The 23,688-nt window shown below is 69.5% G+C and carries 23 protein-coding genes; 17 read left to right on the plus strand and 6 right to left on the minus strand.

Going from position 1 to position 23,688, the window contains the following annotated elements:
* Window positions 1-140: 140 nt before the first annotated feature.
* A complete protein-coding gene (locus ACTH43_RS00175) occupies window positions 141-827 on the minus strand; it encodes a type II toxin-antitoxin system PemK/MazF family toxin (RefSeq protein WP_441442910.1) in 687 nt (228 codons plus the stop codon).
* Window positions 828-891: 64 nt separating this feature from the next.
* Between ACTH43_RS00175 and ACTH43_RS00180 the strand changes: the two genes are divergently transcribed.
* The 6 genes from ACTH43_RS00180 (at window position 892) to ACTH43_RS00205 (ending at window position 7,734) form a co-directional block, all read left to right on the plus strand.
* A complete protein-coding gene (locus ACTH43_RS00180; protein ID WP_441442911.1) occupies window positions 892-2,550 on the plus strand; it encodes a circularly permuted type 2 ATP-grasp protein in 1,659 nt (552 codons plus the stop codon).
* Complete coding sequence (locus ACTH43_RS00185; RefSeq protein ID WP_441442912.1) at window positions 2,537-3,454, plus strand: alpha-E domain-containing protein; 918 nt, start codon at window positions 2,537-2,539, stop codon at window positions 3,452-3,454. Before ACTH43_RS00180 ends, ACTH43_RS00185 begins: the two co-directional genes overlap by 14 nt.
* 87 nt (window positions 3,455-3,541) lie before the next feature.
* A complete protein-coding gene (lepA, locus tag ACTH43_RS00190) occupies window positions 3,542-5,467 on the plus strand; it encodes a translation elongation factor 4 (protein ID WP_441442913.1) in 1,926 nt (641 codons plus the stop codon).
* Window positions 5,468-5,469: 2 nt separating this feature from the next.
* Window positions 5,470-6,183 (plus strand): MOSC domain-containing protein, encoded by a 714-nt coding sequence (locus ACTH43_RS00195; protein ID WP_441442914.1) that lies wholly within the window; start codon window positions 5,470-5,472, stop codon window positions 6,181-6,183.
* Entirely contained in the window at window positions 6,180-7,328 is a 1,149-nt protein-coding gene (gene hemW, locus ACTH43_RS00200) for a radical SAM family heme chaperone HemW (RefSeq protein WP_441442915.1), read from the plus strand. The genes ACTH43_RS00195 and hemW overlap by 4 nt, the downstream gene beginning before the upstream one ends.
* A gap of 25 nt (window positions 7,329-7,353) precedes the next feature.
* Complete coding sequence (locus ACTH43_RS00205) at window positions 7,354-7,734, plus strand: iron chaperone (RefSeq protein ID WP_441442916.1); 381 nt, start codon at window positions 7,354-7,356, stop codon at window positions 7,732-7,734.
* A 75-nt stretch (window positions 7,735-7,809) separates the two neighbouring features.
* Here the strand turns inward: ACTH43_RS00205 and ACTH43_RS00210 are convergent, their stop codons facing one another.
* Window positions 7,810-8,511 (minus strand): DUF4870 domain-containing protein, encoded by a 702-nt coding sequence (locus ACTH43_RS00210; RefSeq protein ID WP_441442917.1) that lies wholly within the window; start codon window positions 8,509-8,511, stop codon window positions 7,810-7,812.
* Window positions 8,512-8,633: 122 nt separating this feature from the next.
* A complete protein-coding gene (locus ACTH43_RS00215) occupies window positions 8,634-9,512 on the minus strand; it encodes a DUF3097 domain-containing protein (RefSeq protein ID WP_441442918.1) in 879 nt (292 codons plus the stop codon).
* Window positions 9,513-9,637: 125 nt separating this feature from the next.
* Between ACTH43_RS00215 and hrcA the strand changes: the two genes are divergently transcribed.
* From hrcA to ACTH43_RS00230, 3 genes are all read left to right on the plus strand, one after another.
* Window positions 9,638-10,648 (plus strand): heat-inducible transcriptional repressor HrcA, encoded by a 1,011-nt coding sequence (hrcA, locus tag ACTH43_RS00220; protein ID WP_441442919.1) that lies wholly within the window; start codon window positions 9,638-9,640, stop codon window positions 10,646-10,648.
* Window positions 10,649-10,753: 105 nt separating this feature from the next.
* Complete coding sequence (gene dnaJ, locus ACTH43_RS00225) at window positions 10,754-11,878, plus strand: molecular chaperone DnaJ (RefSeq protein ID WP_441442920.1); 1,125 nt, start codon at window positions 10,754-10,756, stop codon at window positions 11,876-11,878.
* A 20-nt stretch (window positions 11,879-11,898) separates the two neighbouring features.
* Window positions 11,899-12,687 carry a 16S rRNA (uracil(1498)-N(3))-methyltransferase gene (locus ACTH43_RS00230; RefSeq protein ID WP_441442921.1) on the plus strand — a complete coding sequence of 263 codons (789 nt, stop codon included), beginning with the start codon at window positions 11,899-11,901 and terminating at the stop codon, window positions 12,685-12,687.
* Window positions 12,688-12,691: 4 nt separating this feature from the next.
* Here ACTH43_RS00230 and ACTH43_RS00235 read toward each other — a convergent pair whose 3' ends face one another.
* On the minus strand, window positions 12,692-13,420 hold the full coding sequence (locus ACTH43_RS00235) for a TetR/AcrR family transcriptional regulator (protein ID WP_441442922.1): 729 nt from the start codon (window positions 13,418-13,420) through the stop codon (window positions 12,692-12,694).
* A gap of 113 nt (window positions 13,421-13,533) precedes the next feature.
* Between ACTH43_RS00235 and ACTH43_RS00240 the strand changes: the two genes are divergently transcribed.
* Both ACTH43_RS00240 and ACTH43_RS00245 read left to right on the plus strand, forming a co-directional pair.
* Entirely contained in the window at window positions 13,534-13,680 is a 147-nt protein-coding gene (locus ACTH43_RS00240) for a hypothetical protein (RefSeq protein WP_441442923.1), read from the plus strand.
* A 15-nt stretch (window positions 13,681-13,695) separates the two neighbouring features.
* Window positions 13,696-15,207: a GMC family oxidoreductase gene (locus ACTH43_RS00245; RefSeq protein ID WP_441442924.1), complete on the plus strand. Its 1,512-nt coding sequence runs from the start codon at window positions 13,696-13,698 to the stop codon at window positions 15,205-15,207.
* A 358-nt stretch (window positions 15,208-15,565) separates the two neighbouring features.
* Here the strand turns inward: ACTH43_RS00245 and ACTH43_RS00250 are convergent, their stop codons facing one another.
* Window positions 15,566-16,108: an NADPH-dependent FMN reductase gene (locus ACTH43_RS00250; RefSeq protein ID WP_441442925.1), complete on the minus strand. Its 543-nt coding sequence runs from the start codon at window positions 16,106-16,108 to the stop codon at window positions 15,566-15,568.
* A 77-nt stretch (window positions 16,109-16,185) separates the two neighbouring features.
* Between ACTH43_RS00250 and ACTH43_RS00255 the strand changes: the two genes are divergently transcribed.
* The 6 genes from ACTH43_RS00255 to leuA all read left to right on the plus strand — a co-directional run bounded on the left by ACTH43_RS00255 (window position 16,186) and on the right by leuA (window position 22,464).
* Complete coding sequence (locus tag ACTH43_RS00255) at window positions 16,186-16,560, plus strand: histidine triad nucleotide-binding protein (protein WP_441442926.1); 375 nt, start codon at window positions 16,186-16,188, stop codon at window positions 16,558-16,560.
* The gene (locus ACTH43_RS00260; protein ID WP_441442927.1) at window positions 16,557-17,603 is read left to right on the plus strand and encodes a PhoH family protein; all 1,047 of its coding nucleotides are present in this window, start codon (window positions 16,557-16,559) and stop codon (window positions 17,601-17,603) included. The genes ACTH43_RS00255 and ACTH43_RS00260 overlap by 4 nt, the downstream gene beginning before the upstream one ends.
* Window positions 17,604-17,605: 2 nt before the next feature.
* Window positions 17,606-18,067, plus strand: coding sequence for an rRNA maturation RNase YbeY (ybeY, locus tag ACTH43_RS00265; RefSeq protein WP_441442928.1), 462 nt, complete (start codon window positions 17,606-17,608; stop codon window positions 18,065-18,067).
* A 46-nt stretch (window positions 18,068-18,113) separates the two neighbouring features.
* The gene (locus ACTH43_RS00270; protein WP_441442929.1) at window positions 18,114-19,448 is read left to right on the plus strand and encodes a hemolysin family protein; all 1,335 of its coding nucleotides are present in this window, start codon (window positions 18,114-18,116) and stop codon (window positions 19,446-19,448) included.
* Window positions 19,438-20,424, plus strand: coding sequence for a GTPase Era (gene era, locus ACTH43_RS00275; protein ID WP_441442930.1), 987 nt, complete (start codon window positions 19,438-19,440; stop codon window positions 20,422-20,424). The genes ACTH43_RS00270 and era overlap by 11 nt, the downstream gene beginning before the upstream one ends.
* A gap of 330 nt (window positions 20,425-20,754) precedes the next feature.
* On the plus strand, window positions 20,755-22,464 hold the full coding sequence (leuA, locus tag ACTH43_RS00280; RefSeq protein WP_441443054.1) for a 2-isopropylmalate synthase: 1,710 nt from the start codon (window positions 20,755-20,757) through the stop codon (window positions 22,462-22,464).
* 94 nt (window positions 22,465-22,558) lie between these two features.
* Here the strand turns inward: leuA and ACTH43_RS00285 are convergent, their stop codons facing one another.
* Window positions 22,559-23,674 carry an EamA family transporter gene (locus ACTH43_RS00285; RefSeq protein WP_441442931.1) on the minus strand — a complete coding sequence of 372 codons (1,116 nt, stop codon included), beginning with the start codon at window positions 23,672-23,674 and terminating at the stop codon, window positions 22,559-22,561.
* Window positions 23,675-23,688: the final 14 nt, after the last annotated feature.

Below are 23,688 nucleotides of genomic sequence, written 5' to 3' on the forward strand. Positions count from 1 at the left end.
CACGAATCGTCGCCCCTGACACGTCGGGACTATCATGCGCACATCGAACGGTATGTCACACATACGAGGCAAGAGATTACCAGAGCAGCGGCTCCCGGGCGCACCCGGTGTGCGGCGTGTCTCTCGGAAATCCCACCGCTTCAGCGCCAGCCGTGCACCGACCGGACCGTGGCGGAGACCCGATCGTAGCGCGCGCGATCCAGCCGCCCGCCCTCCCGGCGCACCGCCCCGGGTGCCAGGCGCAGCAGCCTGTCCGCCCGCACCTCGGAGGGGCGCCCCTCCCGGTCCCACTCGCCGGTGCCGATGTCCACCCAGGTCGAGCCGTGCTGATCGGTGGTGACCTCGCCGTCGCCGGCGCGGTCGCGGGAGGTGAGCATGAGCGCCACCAGCACCTCGCCGGACCCGTCGGACCCTCCCGCATCGGCCGCTTCCTCGGCGATGACCAGCACGGGACGGTCCTTGCCCTGGGAGAGATCCTCCTCGTAGGGCACCCATGCCCACACGACCTCGCCGGGATCCGGGTGGTCGTCCTGGCGCGGGGCGTAGTCGAGGGCCAGGGGGGTGGAACCGCGGCGGTCGGCGAGCGCGAGGGCGCCCTCCCCACCGGCGTGACCACCGGCACCGGCCCCGGCAGAGGTGGGCCGCCGTGTCGTCGCGGACGGAGTCGCCGCGGAAGGCGTGGACTTGGAGGGTGTCGCGGGCTCGGCCCGACGCTGCTCCCTGACCGCCCGGACCGCGGACCGGCCCAGCGCGCGGGCTCCTCGGCGGAGTGCGGGATCGCGCGCCGCGGAGCGGAGGAAGGAGGTCAGTCGGGAGACCAGGGACATCAGGCTCTCGCTTCCTGGGCGGAGTGCGCCGCAGAGAGGGTGGGACGGTGTGAGAATGGTAGGCATGTCTGCCACCCCGCTGTTCCACAGTGCGCGGACCGGTTCCGGCGGCGATGAGATGTTCGCCCCCGACGGGACGGTGCACCCCACCTACCAGGCGCTGCATGATGCCCTGTCCGGGCTCGGCACAGAGGAGTTCCGCAGCCGGTCCGACTCCCTGGCCCGCAGCTACCTCGACCAGGGGATCACCTTCGACTATGCGGGGGAGGAGCGACCCTTCCCGATCGACGCGATCCCGCGAGTGGTCGCGGCCGAGGAGTGGACCCGGGTCTCGGCCGGGGTCGGCCAGCGGGTGCGCGCCCTCGAGCGGTTCCTCGATGACCTCTACAACGACCAGGCCGCGATCACCGACGGGGTGATCCCCGCGGAGCTGGTCACCTCGTCCACCTATGTGGTCGAGGCGATGCGTGGCTACACACCGCCCAACGGCGTGCGGATCCACATCTCCGGGATCGACCTGGTGCGGGACGGAGCCGGCGACTTCCGGGTGCTCGAGGACAACGTGCGCACCCCCAGCGGCGTCAGCTACGTGCTCTCGAATCGGCGCGCGATGGCGCAGGGCTTCCCGGAGCTGTTCGCGCACCGGCCGGTGCGGCGGGTGGGCGAGTACCCGGGCCGGCTGCTCTCGGCGCTGCAGGCCGCCGCGCCGAACACCGCGGGGGAGGAGACCACCGTCGTGGTCCTGACCCCTGGCCGCTACAACAGCGCCTACTTCGAGCACTCCCTGCTGGCCCGCACCATGGGCGTGGATCTGGTCGAGGCGTCGGACCTGGTCGAACGGGGTGAGCGCATCTACATGCGCACCACCGCCGGACTGCGCCGCGTGGACGTGATCTACAAGCGCACCGACGACGACTTCCTGGACCCCGAGGTGTTCCGTCCCGACTCCGCGCTCGGAGTGCCGGGCCTGGTGCGCGCGATCCTCGCCGGCAACGTGGTGGTCGCCAACGCCATCGGCAACGGGATCGGCGACGACAAGCTCACCTACACCTATGTTCCCGACCTGATCCGCTACTACCTCTCCGAGGAGCCGATCCTGCCCAACGTCGACACCTGGCGGCTGGAGGAGCCCGACTCCCTGGCCGAGGTGCTCGACCGGCTCGACGAGCTGGTGGTCAAGCCGGTCGACGGCTCCGGAGGCAAGGGCATCGTGATCGGTCCCGCCGCCTCCCGCGAGGAGCTCGATGCGCTGCGGGAGCGGCTGCTCGCGGATCCGCGCGGCTGGATCGCCCAGCCCGTGGTCCAGCTCTCCACCATCCCCACCCTCGTCGAGGAGGGACCCGAGCCGCGTCACGTGGACCTGCGTCCCTTCGCTCTGAACAGCGGCGATGACGTCTGGGTGCTGCCCGGAGGGCTCACCCGGGTGGCCCTGCCGCGCGGTGAGATGATCGTGAACTCCTCCCGCGGCGGCGGGTCGAAGGACACCTGGGTGCTCGCCCCCGAGCGGACGACCGAAGGGTCTGCGCATCAGTCCCAGGCGCAGTCGCAGGCGCAGTCCCAGGAGTTCGAGGTGGAAGGGATCGAAGATCCGACGGATGACAGCTACGACGAGTTCGAGGACCCGCGTGAAGAGCAGATCGAGGAACGGGCACCCGAGCCCGACCCGGTGACCTCCGCGATCCCGATCATCGACGTCGAGGAGGCACCCCATGATGCTGAGTAGGATCGCCGACGCGATGTTCTGGATCGGCAGGTATGTCGAACGTGCGGACCAGACGGCCCGGATACTCGATGTGAAGCTGCAGTCGATCACCGAGGACACCCCGGAGGACTTCGCCGAGGCCTGCCGCGACGTCTACCAGATCTTCGGGCTCGAGCAGACCGACGAGTCCGACCACAGCGTGCAGCGGGTGCTGGACCGCCTGCTCACCGATCGAGGGAATCCGTCCTCGGTGGCCGGCGCGCTGCTGGCCGCCCGGGAGAACGCCCGGGGCGTGCGCGAGGTGCTCTCGACCGAGGTGTGGGAGTCGCTGAACACCACCACCCTGGGCCTGCCGCGCGGGGTGCGTCCCTCACGCATGCACGGCGCCTTCCAGTTCGCCAAGGACCGCTGTGCGGTGGTGAACGGACTGGTGGACTCCTCGATGACCCGTGACGAGGCATGGCTGTTCCTGCGGATCGGGCAGCTGCTCGAGCGGGTAGACATGCTGGCCCGCAACCTGCAGGATCACGACCTCGAGGATTCCTCGCCTGCCGCGACGGTGATGTTACTGCGCTCCTGCAGCGCGCACGAAGCCTATATCCGCTCCTACCGCGGGCGGGTCCGCGCCGCACGGGCGATCGAATTCCTGCTGCTGGACTCGATCTTCCCGCGCTCTGCGGTGCACTGCCTCGGGGAGATCGAGGAGGCGCTCGAGACCCTCGCGAAGCTGCACGGCAACAGCTTCGACCGGCTCGGCACCGCCGAGCCCGGCAGGCGGATCGTCGGCCGGGCGCTGGCGAGCCTGCGCTTCCGCTCCCTGGATGACATCGTCGAGAACTTCGACGAGGAGATGGAGCAGCTGCAGATGGTCACCGGCGCCGTCACGCGGACGCTCGGCGCGACCTACTTCCATCCCGCGCACTGAGGCGGCGGGCAGCACGTCCCCTGTGACCTCTGTCCGGGAGCACCGCGGGATCAGGGACGGGAGCGTTCCCCATGAGACGATGGGCCGATGCCCGGCGCGAGAGCGCCCGGCCCGTTATCGACGAGAGGACGTAAGCCGGTGACCCCGAAGATCGCGGCCGACGAGGCGCGGGACATCCTTCCCGCCTCGACCCCCCAGGAGCGGCTCCGCAACTTCTGCATCATCGCGCACATCGACCACGGCAAGTCCACGCTGGCCGACCGCATGCTGCAGATCACCGGGATCGTCAACTCCCGTGACATGCGCGCCCAGTACCTCGACCGGATGGACATCGAGCGCGAGCGCGGCATCACCGTGAAGAGCCAGGCTGTGCGCATGCCGTGGCAGGTCGACGGCGTGAACTACGCACTGAACATGATCGACACCCCCGGGCATGTGGACTTCACCTACGAGGTCTCCCGCTCGCTGGCAGCGTGTGAAGGCGCGATCCTGCTGGTCGACGCCGCGCAGGGCATCGAGGCGCAGACGCTCGCGAACCTCTACTTGGCGATGGAGAACGACCTCACCATCATCCCGGTGCTGAACAAGATCGACCTGCCCGGAGCGGACCCCGAGAAGTACGCCGCCGAGATCGGGCAGCTCGTCGGGGTGGAGCCCGATGACGTGCTGCGCGTCTCCGGCAAGACCGGGGTCGGCGTCGAGGACCTCCTGGACCACGTGGTCCGGACCCTCCCGGCCCCGCTGGGCGACCCCGAGGCCCCCTGCCGCGCGATGATCTTCGACTCCGTCTACGACACCTACCGCGGCGTGATCACCTACATACGCATGATCGACGGATCGCTGAAGTCCCGCGACCGCATCGACATGATGTCCACCGGAGCACACCACGAGCTGCTCGAGATCGGCGTGAGCTCCCCGGAGCCCCACCCCACTCAGGGCATCGGTCCCGGCGAGGTCGGCTACCTGATCACGGGCGTGAAGGACGTGCGCCAGTCGAAGGTCGGCGATACCATCACCACCTCGATCCGTGGTGCGACGGAGGCCCTCGAGGGCTACGCTGATCCCAAGCCGATGGTGTACTCGGGCTTGTTCCCGATCGACGGCTCCGACTACCCGGTGCTGCGCGACGCACTGGACAAGCTCAAGCTCAACGACGCCGCCCTGAACTACGAGCCGGAGACCTCCACGGCCCTCGGCTTCGGATTCCGGGTCGGCTTCCTGGGCCTGCTGCACCTGGAGATCATTCGCGAGCGCCTCGAGCGCGAGTTCAACCTCGAGCTGATCTCGACTGCCCCGAGCGTCGTCTACCACGTGGTCATGGAGGACGGCACCGAGATCGAGGTGCTCAACCCGTCGGACTTCCCGAGCGGCAAGGTCCGCGAGATCAGCGAGCCGATGACCAACGCCACGATCCTGGTCCCCAGCGAGTTCATCGGCGCCGTCATGGAGCTGTGCCAGTCGAAGCGCGGGAATCTCGGCGGCATGGACTATCTCAGCGAGGACCGTGTCGAGCTGCGCTATACGCTGCCGCTCGCGGAGATCATCTTCGACTTCTTCGATCAGCTGAAGTCCAAGACCCGCGGCTATGCCTCCCTTGACTACGACATCTCCGGCTCCCAGGTCGCAGATCTCGTCAAGGTCGACATCCTGCTGCAGGGTGAGCCGGTGGATGCGTTCAGTGCCATCGTGCACCGGGACAAGTCCTACAACTACGGCGTCGAGATGGCCGGGAAGCTGCAGAAGCTCATCCCGCGCCAGCAGTTCGAGGTGCCGATCCAGGCCGCCATCGGCGCCCGCATCATCGCCCGCGAGAACATCCGCGCGATGCGCAAGGACGTGCTGTCCAAGTGCTACGGCGGCGACATCTCCCGTAAGCGCAAGCTGCTGGAGAAGCAGAAGGAGGGCAAGAAGCGTATGAAGAACATCGGATCCGTCGAGGTCCCGCAGGAGGCCTTCATCGCCGCGCTCTCCTCCGACGAGGGCGATATGCCCAAGGACAGCAAGAAGAAGTGACCATGGAGACCGGACGCATCGCGGCGGTCTGCACCGTCGCCCAGCTGTTCCCGGTCGCGGCGAGCGGCCTGATGAGCGGCATCGACAAACGGCCGGTCGACGGGCCGGTGCGGCTGCTCACCCACGGGGTGCTCGGCGACGTCCAGGGCGATCGCGAGCACCACGGCGGGATCTTCAAGGCGGTCTACGCCTTCTCGCGGGAGACGCGTGCGGCCCACGCCGCCGAGCGCGAGCTCGACCTGCCCGACGGGTCTTTCGGGGAGAACCTCGTGACCACCGGGCAGGACACCGACGAGACGGTGATCGGAGAGCGCTGGAGAGTCGGCACCGCCGAGCTCGAGGCCACCTGCCCCCGCAACCCCTGCGGCACCTTCTCGGCCTGGATCGGGGACCGTCGCTGGGGCCGCCACTTCACCGCTGCAGGCCGCTGCGGTGCCTACTTCCGGGTGCTGGTGGAGGGCGAGACCTCCGCCGGTGACGGGATCGAGGTGCTCCATCGTCCAGAGCACGGGGTCACCGTCGGCGACGCCTTCCGCGGTCTCGACGCCGCGCGGGCCCGTGCGCTGCTGGACTGGGCCCGGGAGACCGACACCGTGTTGTACGACTCGCTCGTGGACAGCGCCCAGAATGCGCTGCGGCGCGCCGATCAGGACTCCGAGTTCCCGGACCGCCTGCGCTCCACCGGGCGAGGACTGGGATTGGGGATGGGCCTGTGAACCCGCTGTCCGTCTACATCCACGTCCCCTTCTGCGCCGTGCGCTGCGGGTACTGCGACTTCAACACCTACACCGCGACCGAGCTCGGCGGGGGCGGCTCCCAGGCCGAATACGCGCAGAACTCCATGCGTGAGATGGATCTGACCCTCGCCGCGGACCGCGAGGCCGGCTACGACTACGAGCAGGTCTCGACCGTCTTCTTCGGCGGCGGCACCCCGACCCTGCTGCCCGCTGATGACCTCGTCGCGATGCTCGACCATCTGCGCACGCTGATCCCGTTGGCCGAGGGCGCCGAGATCACCACCGAGGCGAACCCGGACTCCGTCACCCGGGCCTCGCTCTCGCGCCTCGCCGACGGGGGCATCACCCGCGTCTCGATCGGTATGCAGTCCGCGGTGCCCTCGGTGCTGGCCACGCTGGATCGCACCCACGACCCCGAGAAGGTCCCGCAGGCAGTGGCCTGGGCCCGCGAGGCCGGGTTGGATGTCAGCCTCGACCTCATCTACGGCACCCCGGGGGAGACCCTCGCCGACGTCGAGACGTCCGTGAAGGCAGCGCTGGCCTGCGGTGTCGACCATATGTCGGCGTACTCGCTGATCATCGAGGGCAACACCGCGATGGCACGGCAGCTGCGCCGCGGTGAGCTCGAAGCCCCCGATCCCGACGACATGGCCGACAAGTACGAGCTGGTCGATGACCTCGCACGCGCCGATGGGCTCTCCTGGTACGAGGTCTCCAATTGGGCCCGCACTGAGCAGCAGCGCTCCCGCCACAACCTCGCCTACTGGCGCGGCACCGACTGGTGGGGGATCGGCCCCGGCGCGCACCGCCACCGAGACGGGCTGCGCTCCTGGAACGTGAAGCACCCCAGCCGCTACGCCCGGATGCTCGCCGCGGGCGAGATGCCGGTGGCGGACTCCGAGCTGGTCGCCGCCGAGGACCGGCTGGTCGAGAGGATCATGCTCGAGCTGCGGATCGCCGACGGGCTCGCCGTCGAGGTGGTCCCCGCAGAGCGTCGGGAGATGCTCGCCGTGCACCGTGATCGTGGCCATCTCGACGCCGATGCCCTTGCCGCCGGACGAGCGGTCCTGACCCGGCAGGGGCGGCTGCTGGCCGATGCCGTCATCCGGGACCTGGTGCCCTGAGACGCTTTCGGGGCAGACTGCGGGAATGACTCCGTCAGCGAAGCCCACCACGGTCGACGAGTACATCGCGGCGTTCGACGGCCCGGCTCGCGCCCGCCTGCACGAGCTGCGGGCGCTGGCTCAGGAGGCCGTGCCCGAGGCGAGCGAGGCCCTCAAGTGGGGCTCTCCCGCGTACCTGCATCCACGGGGCACGATCCTGTTCGTCTGCAGCGCCCACCGTCATCACGCGAACTTCACGGTCACCCCCAGCACTCGGGAGGCCTTCGCGGCGGAGCTCACCGCGTACGAGACCGGCAAGGGGAGCGTCAAGCTGCCCTATACGACGCCGGTGCCCACGGACCTGCTGCGACGGATGATCGCCCACCGCGTCCGCGAGTTCGAGCACGACGGCGTGAACTGGATGTGAGGGCAGCGGAAGAGCCCCCGGGATCGTGGGATCCCGAGGGCTCTCGTGCTCATGGTGCAGTGGACGCCGGGCCGGTCACTTCACCAGGCGGAGGTTGAACGGGTAGGCCCAGTACTCGCCCTGGTTGGCCTTGACCGCGCCGACGATCGAGAACACCAGCTGAAGAAGTGCGGGGAGCCCGACCAGCGGGTACAGGATCGAGCCGACGCCGAGAGTGAAGATGGTCAGGATCGTGATCACGATGGTGAGGGCAACCTGAGCGATGAGCACGGCGATCGCGCCGTTGAGCGCTTCGGTGGCGTGGAAGCGCACGAAGCGATCGCGGTCCTTGTACATCAGGAAGATGATCAGCGGGCCGACCCAGCCGAGGAAGCCCCAGCTGATCACGTGCCCGAGGACCACGGCGAGCTGCGAGAACATCCCCCACATGCGGGAGTCGGAGCGATTCAGCGGCTGACCGCTCAGGGGCCCCTCGTAGACACCCTTGGTGCCGGGAGCCGGCTGGTCCGTCTGCTCCCCGCCCGGCGCCCCACCCGGTGCGCCACCCTGCGCGCGATATGCGCTGTGGCCCGCAGGAGCGGGAGCCGGCGCGGCGAGATGGGGGGCCTGCGCCGCGGGCTCACCGGCGCTCGGCGGCGACGGGACGCGAGAGGCGTCGGGACCGTAGGCGAAGGGGTCGTGCGGATGCAGCGAGGGATCCGAGGTGGGGGCGGCCTGCTCGGCGGGGGTGCCGGGCTCGATGCCGAACGGATCATGCGGATGCGGAGTCTGGCTCATGGTTCCTTCTTCGGGACGGGCCGGCTCTCACGCCGGCGACGGGCTGATGCAGCCAGCCTATAGAGCATCGCCTGCGGCGTCCGCGTGGCGTGCCGCCGTATCGACCGGGGGTTAACCCCCAGTCAGGAGTGGTCCACGGTCACGAAGTCGATGAGCTCCTCGATGCGGCCCGAGAGCGTCGGCTCGACGTCGGCGTAGGAGCGGACGGTCGACAGGATCCGCTTCCAGCCGAGTCCGATATCGGACTTGTCCGCATGGGGCCAGCCGAGCGCGGCGAGGGAGCCGACCTTGATGTCGGTGCCCTTGGGGATGTGCGGCCATGCCGTGAGCCCCACCCGGGCGGGTTTGACCGCCTGCCAGACATCGACGTACGGGTGTCCGACCACCGTGACATTGCCTCGGGCGCCAGGCAGCGCCATGACCTCGGCGGCGATGCGGGACTCCTTCGAACCCTTCACAAGATGATCCACGAGGATCCCGAGCCGGCGCCCGGGAGAAGGTCCGAACTCACGCACGCGCTCGGCGAGGTTGTCCGCGCCCTCGAGCTGTTCGACGACGATGCCCTCGATGCGCAGGTCGTGGCCCCACACCTTCTGCACCAGCTCCGCATCATGGGTGCCCTCGACCCAGATCCGGGAGGCGCGGGCGGTGCGTGCCTTCGCCCCTTCGACGAAGACGGACCCGGAGGCGGAGCGCCGGCGCACGGGTGCGGAGGCAGTCGCGACGGCGCGGGTGAGCACCACGGGCTGTCCATCGATCATGAAGCCGGGGCCCAGTGGGAACGTCCGGCGGACGCCGCGGCCGTCCTCCAGCTCGACCACGAGCTCTCCGGCGATCTTCTCCACGCGGGTCACCGCGCCGGTGAACCCCGTGGAGGCCTCCTCGGCGACCAGGCCCCGCTGAGCGGGGACCTCGCGGGCCACGGGACGGCGACGATGATGGGCGGGCGGACCGGAGGACAGCACGTCGCGGCCGTACCGGTCGGGGAAGTCAGCAGGCACGCGCGACACCGTACACCCGTGGCGAACGCCTCCCCGCGCAGCGCGCCGGGGCGCGTAGGATTGGCACCTGGCATGAGAGAGTGCCAAATGAGAGACCACGACTTTGGACGCACGCAGCGCAGGAGGTGAGCGAGACGGACGCCCGCAAGCTCCAGATCCTCGGCGCGATCGTCGAGGACTACGTCTCCACCCGCGAGCCCGTCGGCTCCAAGTCGCTCCTGGAACGCCACGAGCTCGGGGTCTCCGCTGCGACAGTGCGCAACGACATGTCGCTGCTCGAGGAGGAGGGGCTGATCCATCAGCCGCATACCTCGGCGGGGCGTGTCCCCACCGACAAGGGCTACCGCACCTTCGTCGACCACGTCGCCACCATCAAGCCGCTCTCCGCCCCCGAACGCCGGGCGATCCGTACGCTGCTCGAGGACTCGGGCGATGTCGAGGAGCTGCTGGCTCGGACCGTGCGGGTGCTGGCGCAGCTCACCCAGCAGGTCGCGATGGTGCAGTACCCGGCCCGCAGGCAGGCCCGGATCCGGCATGTCGAACTGGTCAAGGTCGCCGACTCCCTGCTGCTGGTGGTGCTGATCACCGAGTCCGGCCGGGTGGATCAGCGCACCGTGCCTATCAACGCCGGCAAACCTGCCGAGTACTACGCGGTGCTGCGCGACCAGCTCAATCGTGTCGTCGCAGGCCGCGAGGTCACCGACCTCGCCACGCCGCTGGAGGACTTCCTCGAAGCGCTCACGCCCCCGGAGCGACCGGCCGCCGCCGAGGTGTCCGAGGCTCTCGCCGCGCTCGCAGCGACTCGTGCCGAGGGCCGGATCATGATGGCCGGCACCGCGAACATCGCGCGATCGGCTGAGGACTTCGCCCGTGACGTCGAGCCGTTGCTGGACGTGCTCGAGGAGCAGCTGGTGCTGCTGCGCCTGTTCACCGAGATGCACGCCTCGCCGGGCGCCGTCGAGGTGCGCATCGGGACCGAGCTCCAGGACCGGGCGCTGCATCAGGCCGCGGTCGTCGGCGCCGGGTACGGTGTCGGCTCGCATGTCGCGATCCTGGGACCCAGCCGGATGGATTACGTCACCGGCATCTCGACCGTCCAGGCCATCGCCCGTTACGTCTCCCGCTTTCTCGAATAGCCTCGGGCGGGCTCCGCGGGCTCACCCCCGCCCGGCCGCCCATGCCACTCGACGCCCCGTGCCCGCCGCCCGCGGCACCGACTCCCCGGTAAGGACCCCACTGCAGTGAACGACGATTACTACGACCTCCTCGGCGTCTCCCGCGAAGCGACGACTGATGAGATCAAGAAGGCGTACCGCAAGCTCGCCCGCACGCTCCACCCGGACGTCAATCCGGACCCCGAGGCGGCCGAGAAGTTCAAGCGGGTCTCCCAGGCCTACGAGACCCTCTCCCATGCGGACAAGCGCCGGCAGTACGACATGGGTGGCGGCCCGGGCATGGGCGGCTTCCCCGGTGGCGGCGGTGGCGGCTTCGACTTCAACGACATCTTCGACATGTTCGCCGGCGCCTCCGGCATGCGCGGCCGCAACCAGGGCCCCGTGCCCCGCCAGCGACGTGGCGGAGATGTGCTGCGCCGTGTGAAGATCGACCTGCGTGACGTGGTCTTCGGCACCGAGGAGAAGGTCACCTTCCGCACCGCAGTGCTGTGCGAGCGCTGCACCGGTTCCTGCTGCGAGCCCGGCACCAGCCCCACCCGCTGCACCGCCTGCAACGGCTCCGGCCACGTCCAGCGCGTCGCCCAGTCGCTGCTGGGCCAGATGGTCACCATGGCACCCTGCCCCACCTGCGAGGGCCACGGCGATGTGATCGAGAGCCCCTGCACCGGCTGCTCCGGTCATGGCCGCACCGCCTCCGAGCGCACGGTGACCGTGCGGATCCCCTCCGGTGTCGAGAACGGCACTCGGATCCAGCTGCGCGGAGAGGGCGAGACGGGCGAGGCGGGCGGGCCCTCCGGCGACCTCTTCGTCGAGCTGGCCGTCACCGACCACGAGATGTTCGAGCGGTCGGGCGACGACCTGGTCACCACGATCGCGGTCCCCATGACCACCGCCGCGCTCGGCGCCACCATCCCGCTGGATACCTTCGACGGCCCTCAGGATCTCGATGTGCGCCCCGGCTCGCAGCCCGGTGAGGAGATCGTCCTGAAGGGGCTCGGCGTCACCCCGCTGCGCCGCGAACGCCGCGGTGACATCCGCGTGGTGCTCGATGTGGATGTCCCCACCTCGCTCACCGAGGAGGAGCGGGATCTGCTCCAGCAGCTCGCCGCGCTGCGCGGCGACGAGACCACACGCCGCACCAAGGGCCACGGCCCGTTCGCGAAGCTCCGCGAGCGCCTGCGCGACTTCTGAGACCGACGGGAGAGCACCTGATGCCCACCACGCCGCCGAGCTTCCTGATCCTCGACGACACCCTGGCCGCCGTCGTCGCGGGCGATGCCCTGGTACTGGCGGGCGACGAGGGCCGACACGCCGCGAAGGTGGCGCGGATCGGCGTGGGGGAGCAGGTGCTGCTCACCGACGCCCCCGGCCGTCAGGTCCTCGCCGAGGTGACCGCCGCCCGCAAGGAGGCGCTGGACCTGTGCCTTCTCGCGGACCCCTCACCGGCCGTGCAGCGCCTGCCTCGCCTCACCCTGGTGCAGGCCCTGGCCACCGGCGGGCGCGACGAGCAGGCCGTGGAATCGGCCACCGAGCTCGGGGTCGACCGGGTGGTGCCGTGGATCGCGCGGCGCTCGGTGTCCGTCTGGCGCGGGGAGAAGCTGCGTAAGGGACGCACCAAGTGGGAGGCGACCGTGCGCGCTGCGGTCAAGCAGTGCCGTCGGCCCGGCATCCCCGCGGTCGGCGAGCCCGTGACCACGCCGCAGCTGGTCGCTGACCTGCGAGGACGAGAGGTCGAGGGGACGCTGGTGCTGGTGCTCCACGAGCAGGAGTCCGTGGGCCTGATGAGCCTCGCCGAGGATCTGCGCTCCGCGAGCGAGGACGGTCTCGAGGAGATCCTCGTGATCGTCGGCCCCGAGGGCGGCATCGATCCTGAGGAGCTCGCTCAGCTGCGCGAGACCGGCGCCCGCTCTGTGCTGCTCGGTCCCGAGGTGCTGCGCTCCTCGACCGCCGGCCCCGCCGCGATCGCTGTGCTCAGCGCCCTGGTGGGGCGCTGGGGCTGAGGCCTCACCTGCGGTCCGCCGCCGTCGGCGGGGTCGCAGGATCCATCAACCAGGCCGGCATCAGTACGGTCAGGTGCGCCATCACATCGTCCACCGTCGCCTCGAGCTCCCCGCGCACCCACATGCCGAGCAGGTGCGTGTATGCGGCAGCGAGGGCGGAGCTGATGGCCTCGGCGCTGATCCCCTCCGGCGGCGTGGCGACCTTCTCCAGCCGCGCCTGCAGTGCATCGGCCATCACGCGGGAGACCCGCCGACGCACCTCGGCGCCGGTGGGGAGCTCGAAGATCGTGGCGTAGAGCTCGCGATGCTGGTCCACGTACTCGGCGAAACGGCGGAAGGACTCCTGCTGCGCGTCCGGCTCGCTCCAGTGCTCAGGACCCTCGAGAGCTCGCTGCTGCCAGCTCGCGACCTCGGCGAGCGCCTGCTCGTGGATCATCACGATCACATCGTCGAGGTCGGCGAAATGCGTGTAGAACGTCGGACGGCTGACGCCCGCCTCCCGCACCACGGCGCTGACCGTCAGAGGCTTGCCGGCGGTGCTGAGCGACACCACGGCGGAGGCGATAGCGCTGCGCGTGGTCGTGGCACGTCCCACGGTCGAGGCGCGACGTCCCTCCCGCAGCCGGCGCATGGTCCCTGCGGCGATGTCGCCGTCGGCCATCCCGGAACGTGCGCGGGAGACGTGCACAGGCTCGGCGGGCTCGGAGGCGTCGGCCGCGGAAGCAGTGGTCATCCCTCGAGCTTAGGCACCTCAACCCTTTGACCTCCACCCCGCGCCGAACAGTTCTGTGCGTTGGGCGCCGCCACCGGCCACGAACGGCAACCCCTCGCACCGGGAATAGACGGGTGACTATTCTTGTTGGATGGGGCAAGCCCCCAATTTTTCGACGGAACAGTGAGGTATCCCAGATGACGACGATCCCCCAGGACTACGACTACGTGGTGGTCGGCGGCGGGTCCGCCGGAGCCATCGTGGCGGCGCGGCTCGCCTAGGACCCGGACAGCCGCGTGCTCGTCCTCGAGGCCGGCCCCGAGAACACCAGCTATTGGTCGCGCGTGCCCCTGGGCTTCGCGAAGATCCTCTTCAAGCCGAAGTTCATGTGGCTGGACTGGACCACGCAGCCGGACGAATCGCTCGGAGGGACCGTCTACGCCCTGCCCCACGAGAAGCTGCTGGGAGGCTCCAGCGCGATCAACGGCATGGTGCACGTGCGCGGCAACCCCTCCGACTACGACGCGTGGGCCGACAGCGGCGCCACCGGCTGGGACTACCGCTCCCTGCTGCCCTACTTCAAGAAGTCCGAGACGGACCACCGCGGGGCCACCGAGTTCCACGGCGGCGACGGGCCGTTCCGGGTCGAGCGCGCCCGCTGGCAGAACCCCCTGGCCGACGCCTTCATCGAGACGGCGGCGACCGTGCTGGACATCGGGAAGAACGACGACTTCAACCGCGACCGCATCGAGGGCGCGGGCTACTGGGATCTGGAGACCTGGAACGGGAAGCGGTCCAGCACCGACCTCGCCTACCTCAAGCCGATGCGCAAGCAGCCGAACCTCGAGATCACCACCGAGGCCACCGTCACCGGGATCGACTTCGACGGCAAGCGCGCCACCGGTGTGCGCTATCGCAAGGATGGTCACGAGTTCCAGGTCTCCGCACGGCGGGACGTGATCCTCAGCGCCGGGGCTCTGCACACCCCGCAGCTGCTCCAGGTCAGCGGCGTGGGCCCCGGAGCCCTGCTGCAGCAGCACGGGATCGACGTCGTCCACGACCTGCCGGGCGTCGGCGAGAACCTCATGGACCACGTCCAGTACGGCATCAAGTTCCGCACCAGCAGCCCGTACACGTTCAACAACGCCGCCGGGACGCTCGTGAAGCAGGGCCTGCAGGGGATGAAGCACTACCTGCTTCCCCGCAACGGACCGCTGAACATCGGCGCCTCGCTCGCGGGCGCGTTTCTCCGCACCGGCGAGCAGGCGCAGGACCCGGACCTCCAGCTGCACTTCCTGCCCTTCATGCCGGGCGAGAAGGGCTGGGACCTCGCGGACTTCTCGGGCTTCCGCCTCGGGATGTACCAGGGCCGCCCGCACTCGCGCGGCCACGCACGCATCTCCGGGCCCAGCGTGGACGATCAGCCCGACTTCGTGTTCAACCATCTCTCCGACGAGCGCGACGTCGCCGTCGCGGTCGCAGGACTGCGCGCCGCGATGAAGGTCGGCGCGGCGATGCCGTCCGAATTCGAGGTCGAGCAGATCGACCCGGGCATGAACCCGAGCGACGAGGAGCTGGTGACGTGGCTGAAGGCGAACTCCGACACCGCCTTCCACTTCGCCGGCACCGCACGCATGGGCACCGACGAGCAGGCCGTCGTGGATCCGACCACCATGCGGGTGCGGGGCATCGACGGGCTGCGCGTGGTCGACGCCTCTGTCATGCCCGGTGAGGTCACCGCCAACATCCACCCGGCGGTCATTGCGATCGCCGAGAAGGCCGCGGACCTCATCAAGCAGAGCCGCTGACGCAGACGTCAGCGATGTAGGTGCGGCCCCGGCGGTGACGAGAGCATCGCCGGGGCCGGTCCGGTCTGCCTGGTCCGGTCTGGTCTGCTCGTTCCGCTCAGCCGGCCCGCCCGGCCGCCCGCCGCGCCGATAGCGGAACGCCGAGAACACTGATTCCGTTCAGAAATGCGTGGAATCAGTGTTCTCGGCGTTCATGGTCCGGCGTGTCCCGAGCGATCCGGGACGTTTCCGACGGTCCGGCGCGTCCCGGGCGTCCGGCGTGTCCCAGGGAGCTTCCGATGGCCCGGCGTGTCCCGGGGGGTTTCCGGTGGTCCGACGTGTCCCGGTCTCCCGGTCGCACGGAACGCTCGCGGAAGGGTCAGCCGACGTTCGAGAGCGCGCGCTGAGTGATCGCGTTGAGATGCTCACCGAGCGCGGCGGTCTTCTCCTCGGCGACGAACAGCTCGCCCTCGACGGAGAGGTCCTCGCGGAAGCCCAGGCCGATCGAGCCGACGACGTCCGCGCCCAGGCGGGTCATCAGGGTCTCCAGCACCGGCAGCACCTCGCTGGCCGAGGCCCAGCCGTAGCCGACCAGGAGGGTGGGAAGGTCGCTCCACTCCTCATAGAGGAAGTCGATCGCGTTCTTCAGGGCCCCGGGGTAGGAGCCGTTGTACTGCGGGGTGAGGATCACCAGGGCGTCGAGGGCGTCGATCCGCTCGCCCCAGGAGCGGGAGTGGTCCGTCTCCTTGGGCAGGCCGGCCTTGGGGCTGCTCGTGCCGTCGAAGGCAGGCAGCGCGACCTCGCGCAGGTCGATCAGGTCCACGACGACCCCGGCGGGAGCGGCGTCGCGGACCCAGCGGGCGACGTGGTCCCCCACACGGTTCGGGCGAGCACTGGCGACGATGATTCCAAGTTTTGTCATAGTGATTAAAACTTCTCATAGATCTGAGGCGTTCCTCAAACAGAGGTGGCCTTCCTCGCTCCCGTAGACTCCGGGGCATGGGAAACAGCCTCACCGAGCACGTCACGCAGCGTCATGATCCGGACTGCATCTTCTGCAGGATCGTCGCCGGCGAGATCCCCTCCGAGCGGGTCCATGAGGACGATCAGGTGATCGCCTTCAAGGATCTGCATCCGCAGGCCCCGGTGCATGTGCTGGTGGTGCCGCGGGAGCATCGTCGCGATGTGACCGAGCTCGTCGAGGATCCGGCGCTGCTCGCCCACACCGCGCAGGTTGCTGCGCAGGTGGCCGCGGAGCAGGGCGATGGCGACTTCCGACTCATCTTCAACACCGGTGCGAGCGCCGGCCAGACCGTCTTCCACGTGCATGCGCACGTCCTGGCGGGCGGGAAGCTCGCAGAAGGAGAACTGTGACAGACGCCCTCGACCCGGCCCCCGGACGCCCTCCCGAGGTGCGTGAGCGGAAGCTGGCGATCCCCGATCACCTGAGCCCCTTCCAGGTGCTCGGGGAGAACGATCAGGCATTGGCGGCCCTCGAGGACGCGATCCCCGACACCGATGTGCACGTGCGCGGGCACCAGGTGACGCTGCGCGGCACGGAAGAGGCGCTGCGTCGGGGCGAGCAGATCATGCGCTCGATCATCGACCTGGCCGGCACCGGGCAGGCGGTCACCGCCGAGGCGGTGCAGCGCGCCGCGAACCTCTACGGCGATGAGCGCGCCAGCGGGAAGAAGCTCGAGCAGGTCCTCTCCCGCACGATCCTCTCCTCACGCGGCCGCACCATCCGGCCCAAGACGATGGGCCAGAAGACCTACATCGAGGCGATCGAATCCTCGACCATCACCTTCGGGATCGGTCCTGCCGGCACCGGCAAGACCTACCTCGCCGTCGCGATGGCGGTGCAGAAGCTGCTCAGCAAGCAGGTGGACCGCATCATCCTCACCCGGCCCGCCGTCGAGGCGGGGGAGCGGCTGGGCTTCCTGCCCGGGAGCCTGAACGAGAAGATCGACCCGTACCTGCGCCCGCTGTACGACGCTCTGCACGACATGCTGGACCCGGAATCGATCCCGCGCCTGATGAGCGCCGGCACCATCGAGGTCGCACCGCTTGCCTATATGCGCGGCCGCACTCTGAACGATGCCTTCATCATCCTCGACGAGGCCCAGAACACCACGCCTGAGCAGATGAAGATGTTCCTGACCAGGCTCGGCTTCAACTCCACCATGGTCATCACCGGCGATGTCACCCAGGGCGACCTTCCGGGCGGCCAGAAGAGCGGGCTGAAGGTCGTCGAGCAGGTGCTCTCGGGCATCGAGGACATCTCCTTCTGCCGCCTGTCCTCCCGGGACGTCGTGCGCCACAGTCTGGTCAGCGAGATCGTCGAAGCCTACGGGCGCTGGGAGATCCAACCCGGGGGCACCCGAGACCCCCGCCACCGAACCCACAAGGGGAACTGAGCATGACCATCGAGATCCGCAACGAGACCACGGCGGTCGTGGATGAGCGCGAGTTCGTCGACCTCTCCCGCTTCGTGTTCGAGGCGATGCACCTGCATCCGGCCACCGAGATGTCGATCCTGTTCGTCGACGAGGACGCGATGGAGAAGCTCCACGTGCAGTGGCTGGATCTGCCCGGCCCCACCGACGTGATGAGCTTCCCGATGGACGAGCTCATCCCCGGCAGCCCCGAGCACCCGGCGCCCGAGGGGCTGCTGGGAGACGTGGTGCTATGCCCGTCGGTCGCCACCAAGCAGGCTGCCGAGGCCGGCCACAGCGCTGTCGAGGAGATGCTGCTGCTGACCGTGCACTCGATCCTGCACCTGCTGGGCTACGACCACATGGAGGAGGATGAGCGCACCGTGATGTTCGACCTCCAGCGCAAGCTCCTGCTCACCTTCCTCGCCTCACGGCCCGCGCGCTGACCGCCCGGCCCATGACTCTGCCGAAACCTAGGCCCGGGTCCGTCCTATGCTGACCCTCGCCCTGTTCGTCCTGATCCCGCTGATCGTCGCCTCCGGGGTGGTGGCCGCCATGCTCACGGCGGTCGATGCGGCCCAGCTGTCCGTCTCCCGCGGCGTGCTGGAGAAGGCGCTGTCCTCCCGTCCCGAGTCCGTGCGTGCGCGGGTGCTCGCCCACCGGGAGGACGCCGCTCGTACCCTGGCCTCGGTGTCGCTGGGCCGGATGCTCGCCGAGACGGTGATGGTCGCCTCCGTGGCCGGGGTGACCGTGGCCGTCCGCGACCACCTGGGCCACCCGGGCCTGTTGCTGCCCGGGATCGCGACCGTGGTCGTCGCCGGACTGCTGGTGCTGATCGTGCTCGCGATCTCACCGCGGACCATCGGTCGCAGCCGCCCTGAGTCCGTGCTGATCTCCAACCGCTGGCTGGTCACCCTGGTGCGGGGGCTGCTATGGGTCCCCTCCGGGGCGCTGACGAGCGTCGGCGCCTCACTCGCGGCCCGTTCGGGCGGAGCGGAGACGCCCGAGGACGGCGTCGAGAAGGCGCGCAAGAACGTCGATCGTGCGCTCGAGGACGAGCACGTGCGCGACGGCGAGCGGGACATGATCCAGGGCGTCTTCGACCTGCGCGAGACCATGGTGCGCGAGCTGATGGTGCCGCGGCCCGACATGGTCACGCTCAGCGCGGACTCGAGCGCCGAGACGGCGATGCGGCTGTTCGTGCGCTCCGGCTACTCCCGCATCCCGGTGATCGGCGACAGCGTCGATGATCTCCGCGGAATGCTGTACGTCAAGGACGTGATGCGGGCGATCCACTCACCCTGGGACGCGAGCCCCGAGCGGCCGGTGCACGAGATCATGCGCGCGGCGCGCTTCGCCCCGGAGTTCGTCGCGGCCGACGAGGTGCTCGCGCAGATGCAGACCAGCCATGTGCACATCACGGTGCTGGTCGACGAGTACGGAGGCGTGGCAGGCATCGTGACCATCGAGGACATCCTCGAGGAGATCGTGGGCGAGATCGCCGATGAGCACGACCGTGCCGAGCCCGAGATCCAGGACCTCGGCGAGGGCCGCTACCGGGTCCCCGCCCGGGCCGGCCTCTCGGAGGTCGGGGATCTGTTCGACCTCGAGCTCGACGACGATGACATCGACAGCGTGGGCGGCCTGCTGGCCAAGGCGACCGGGCGGGTGCCGATCCCCGGCTCCCAGGCCATCGCGCTCGGGCTCGAGCTGGAGGGGGAGAGAACCGCGGGCCGCCGCAAGCGGCTCTCCACCGTGCTGGTGCGCAGAGCTCCGCAGGACGAGGACCACGAAGACACCGACCAGGAGGACGACTATGACCGCTGACCAGGACCCCAACCCCGACACCACCGAGGATTCCGTCGCGGAGCCCGTGCACCGCTCCGGTTTCGTCGCCCTGGTGGGCCGGCCCAACGTCGGGAAGTCCACGCTGACCAATGCGCTGGTGGGCGAGAAGGTCGCGATCACCTCGAGCAAGCCGCAGACGACCCGCCGCGCGATCCGCGGCATCGTCACCCGCGACGACGCCCAGATCATCCTGGTGGACACCCCCGGTGTGCACCGCCCTCGCACCCTGCTGGGCGAGCGGCTGAACGACCTGGTCCGTGAGACCCTCAGCGAGGTGGATGTGGTGGGCTTCTGCCTGCCCGCAGATCAGAAGATCGGCCCTGGTGACCGCTTCATCTGCGAGGATCTGGTCGAGCTCCGCACTGGTCGGCGCGGCCCGCGGGTCGTCGCCGTCGTCACCAAGACGGACCTGGTGACCCGGGACCGTCTGGCCGAGCACCTCATGGCCGTGGACCAGATGATGGATTTCGACGAGATCGTGCCGATCTCCGCCGTCAAGGGAGACCAGATCGACGTGCTGCTCGAGGTGATCACCCGCCAGCTCCCCGAGGGGCCGCAGCTCTACCCGGATGACCAGCTCACCGAGGAGTCCCGCGATGATCGCATCTCCGAGCTGATCCGCGAGGCCGCCCTCGAGGGTGTCCGCGACGAGCTCCCGCACTCGATCGCGGTGGTCATCGAAGAGGTCGTCGAGGTGGATCCCGACGGCGATGCCTTCACCCCGGTCGAACCCGGCACCGGACGTCTCGTGGTCCGAGCGTCCCTGTTCGTCGAGCGTGACAGCCAGAAGGGGATCATCATCGGCAAGGGTGGCTCCCGCCTGAAGGAGGTCGGCTCCCAGGCCCGCGCCGAGATCAACCACCTGATCGGCCGCAAGGTGCACCTGGACCTCCGGGTCAAGGTCGCCAAGGAGTGGCAGCGCGACCCCAAGCAGCTGGGCCGCCTCGGGTTCTGACGCCAGCTGGAACCGGGACCGTCATCGCTGCCCGGTGTTCGCATGGTGAGAGGTCCCGAACCGCCGGTCAGACGGTGCTAACGTGAGGCTCATGCGTGGATCGCTGCTTCTGCTTCGCCGCCGCGACGGGTCCTGAACCGCCGGGAACCCGCCGCGGCTGACGTGCTGTCCGGCGACCGGTACCCCAGCGAGAAGGACCTCCAGATGACTGACTCCACGATCACCTCCACCCCCGCCGCACGCGGCACCGTCGCTCCCGTCGCGGCAGAGGGCGACCCGTCGGCCCCCGTCGTCGGCCCCACCGGCGACGCACCCCAGCAGCCGTCGGGCATGCCGACCCACAAGTACCTGCCCTTCCATGAGCAGATCCAGGTCGAGCTGCCGGACCGCACCTGGCCCGCCCGTCGCATCTCGCGCGCGCCTCGCTGGTGCGCGGTGGACCTGCGCGACGGCAACCAGGCCCTCATCGACCCGATGAACGCCGAGCGCAAGCTGCGGATGTTCGAGCTGCTGGTCCAGATGGGCTACAAGGAGATCGAGGTCGGCTTCCCCTCTGCCTCGAAGACCGACTTCGACTTCGTGCGCAGCCTCATCGAGGAGGACCGCATCCCCGAGGACGTCTCGATCCAGGTCCTCACCCAGTCCCGCGAGCACCTCATCGAGCGCACCTACCAGGCGATCGCCGGGGCGAAGCGCGCGGTGGTTCACCTTTACAACTCCACCTCCGTGGTCCAGCGCGACGTGGTCTTCCGCGCCGACGAGGACGCTGTCCTCGACATCGCCGTGCAGGGTGCGCTGCTGTGCAAGAAGTACGAGGAGACCATCCCGGACACCCAGGTCACCTACCAGTACTCCCCGGAGTCCTACACCGGCACCGAGCTCGAGTACGCGCTGCGCGTATGTAACGCCGTGATCGAGGTCTTCCAGCCCACGCCCCAGGACAAGATGATCGTCAACCTGCCGGCGACGGTGGAGATGGCCACCCCGAACGTCTACGCAGACTCGATCGAGTGGATGCACCGGAACCTGGACCGCCGCGACTCGCTCGTGCTCTCCCTGCACCCCCACAACGACCGCGGCACCGGTGTCGCCGCCGCAGAGCTCGGCTACCTGGCCGGCGCGGACCGCATCGAGGGCTGCCTCTTCGGCAATGGTGAGCGCACCGGCAACGTGGACCTGGTGACCCTGGGCCTGAACCTGTTCAGCCAGGGCATCGATCCGCAGATCGACTTCTCCGACCTCGGCGAGGTGCGCCGCACCGTCGAGCACTGCAACCAGATGCCGGTGCCCGAGCGCAGCCCCTACGGCGGCGACCTCGTGTTCACCGCCTTCTCCGGCTCCCACCAGGACGCCATCAAGAAGGGCCTGGAGCGCATGGAGGTCGACGCCGAGAAGGCCGGCAAGGATGTCGATGATCTGGTGTGGCGGGTCCCGTACCTGCCGATCGACCCGATGGACGTGGGCCGCTCCTATGAAGCGGTGATCCGCGTGAACTCGCAGTCCGGCAAGGGCGGGATGGCCTATCTGCTGCGCACCGAGCACGGCCTGGACCTGCCGCGCCGTCTGCAGATCGAATTCTCCGGCATCGTCCAGGAGCGCACCGACTCCGACGGCGGCGAGGTCAGCCCCGAGCAGCTCTGGGATGCCTTCACCGACGAGTACCTGCCCTCCCGCGACGAGTCGCGCCAGTGGGGCCACTACGGCTTCCGCGACGTGCACCAGGAGTCCACCGGCGAGGGCTCGGACCGCATCACCGCCACGCTCGTGGTCGACGGCGAGGAGCACCAGGTCACCGGCATCGGCAACGGCCCGCTGGACGGCTTCGTCAAGGCCCTCGCCGAGCGGAAGATCGACGTGCGCATCCTCGACTATGCCGAGCACGCACTCACTGAAGGTGACGACTCGCTGGCCGCCTCCTACATCGAGTGCGAGATCGGCGACCGGATCTTCTGGGGCGTCGGCATCGACGGCTCGATCACCCGCGCCTCCCTCGAGGCGATCACCTCGGCGCTGAACCGGGCGCACCGCGCCCGCGCCTGAGAGTGCGGTCCGCGACCGCGCCGCGGCCCGCCATGCCGTGAGAGGTGCCAGCTGACCGGCGCCCTTCACGACCTGGCGGGCATCACCGGGCAGATCAGCTGCGTGGGCCTGGCTCCTCCCGGCCCGACTCGTCGACCGCGTCGGACCAGGGGAGATCCCGCGGCTCGTACTGCCGCAGCTCCTCCTCGGTGAGCATCGGCATCTCGCCGGTGACCGTCGCATGGGTGGGCGTGGGCAGATCCCAGCCGGGCGACTCATCGGCGGGCTGCGGCTGATCCGGCGAGGTGCTGCGTGCGGTGAGCGTGACTCCGGCGCTCGCGGCGACCACCAGCACGGCGGCGGTCATCCGCAGCGGCGTCGCGTCCTGACCGATCAGCAGCACGCCGGCGAGCAGCGCGACCACCGGCTCGAGGCTCAGCATGATCCCGAAGACGTGCCGGGGCAGGCGCCGCAGCGCCCCGAGCTCGAGGGTGTACGGCAGCACGGAGGCGAGCAGCGCGGTGCCCGCTGCGAGGCCGAGCAGGCGCAGGTCCATCACACCCGTGACAGCGCCCTCGGCGCCGAGCGGCAGGATGGCGAGGGCACCGACAGCCATCGCGACGGCGAGGCCGTCCTGCCCGGGGACCAGCTGCCCCACCTTCGCGCTGGAGAGCACGTACAGGCCCCAGAACACGGCGGCGACGAGGGCGAAGAGCACGCCGAGGAGGTCCAGGGACGCCGCGCCGGTGAAGGACTCCACGCCGAACAGGCCCACTCCGCCGAGGGCCAGCAGCACCCACAGCAGGTCGGTGCGGCGCGTGGAGAGCACCGCGGCGACGGTCAGCGGTCCGAGGAACTCGATCGCGACCGCTGTACCCAGCGGGATCCGCTCGATCGAGGCGTAGAAGGCGCCGTTCATCGCACCGATCACCACACCGAAGATGATCACCGCGATCCACTGCTGGCGGGTGAAGCGGTGGACCTTCGGGCGGACGATCACCAGCAGGACGATCGCTGCGATGCCCAGGCGCAGCGCGGTGGTGCCCCAGGAGCCGATCGCGGGGAACAGCTGAGTCGCGAGCGCCGCCCCGAACTGCAGCGAGAAGCAGGAGCCGAGGATGAACAGCACCGGCGTCAGGGGCACCCCGCGGGAGGGGGCCGACGGGGTCGGCGCGGCGGTGGCCCGGGGGACAGGAGCGGGAGCGGGAGCGGGAGCGGACGAGGTTCTCACGCCTCCACTGTGCC

The sequence above is a fragment of the Brachybacterium sp. genome, from assembly GCF_052095815.1.
Lineage (GTDB): Bacteria > Actinomycetota > Actinomycetes > Actinomycetales > Dermabacteraceae > Brachybacterium.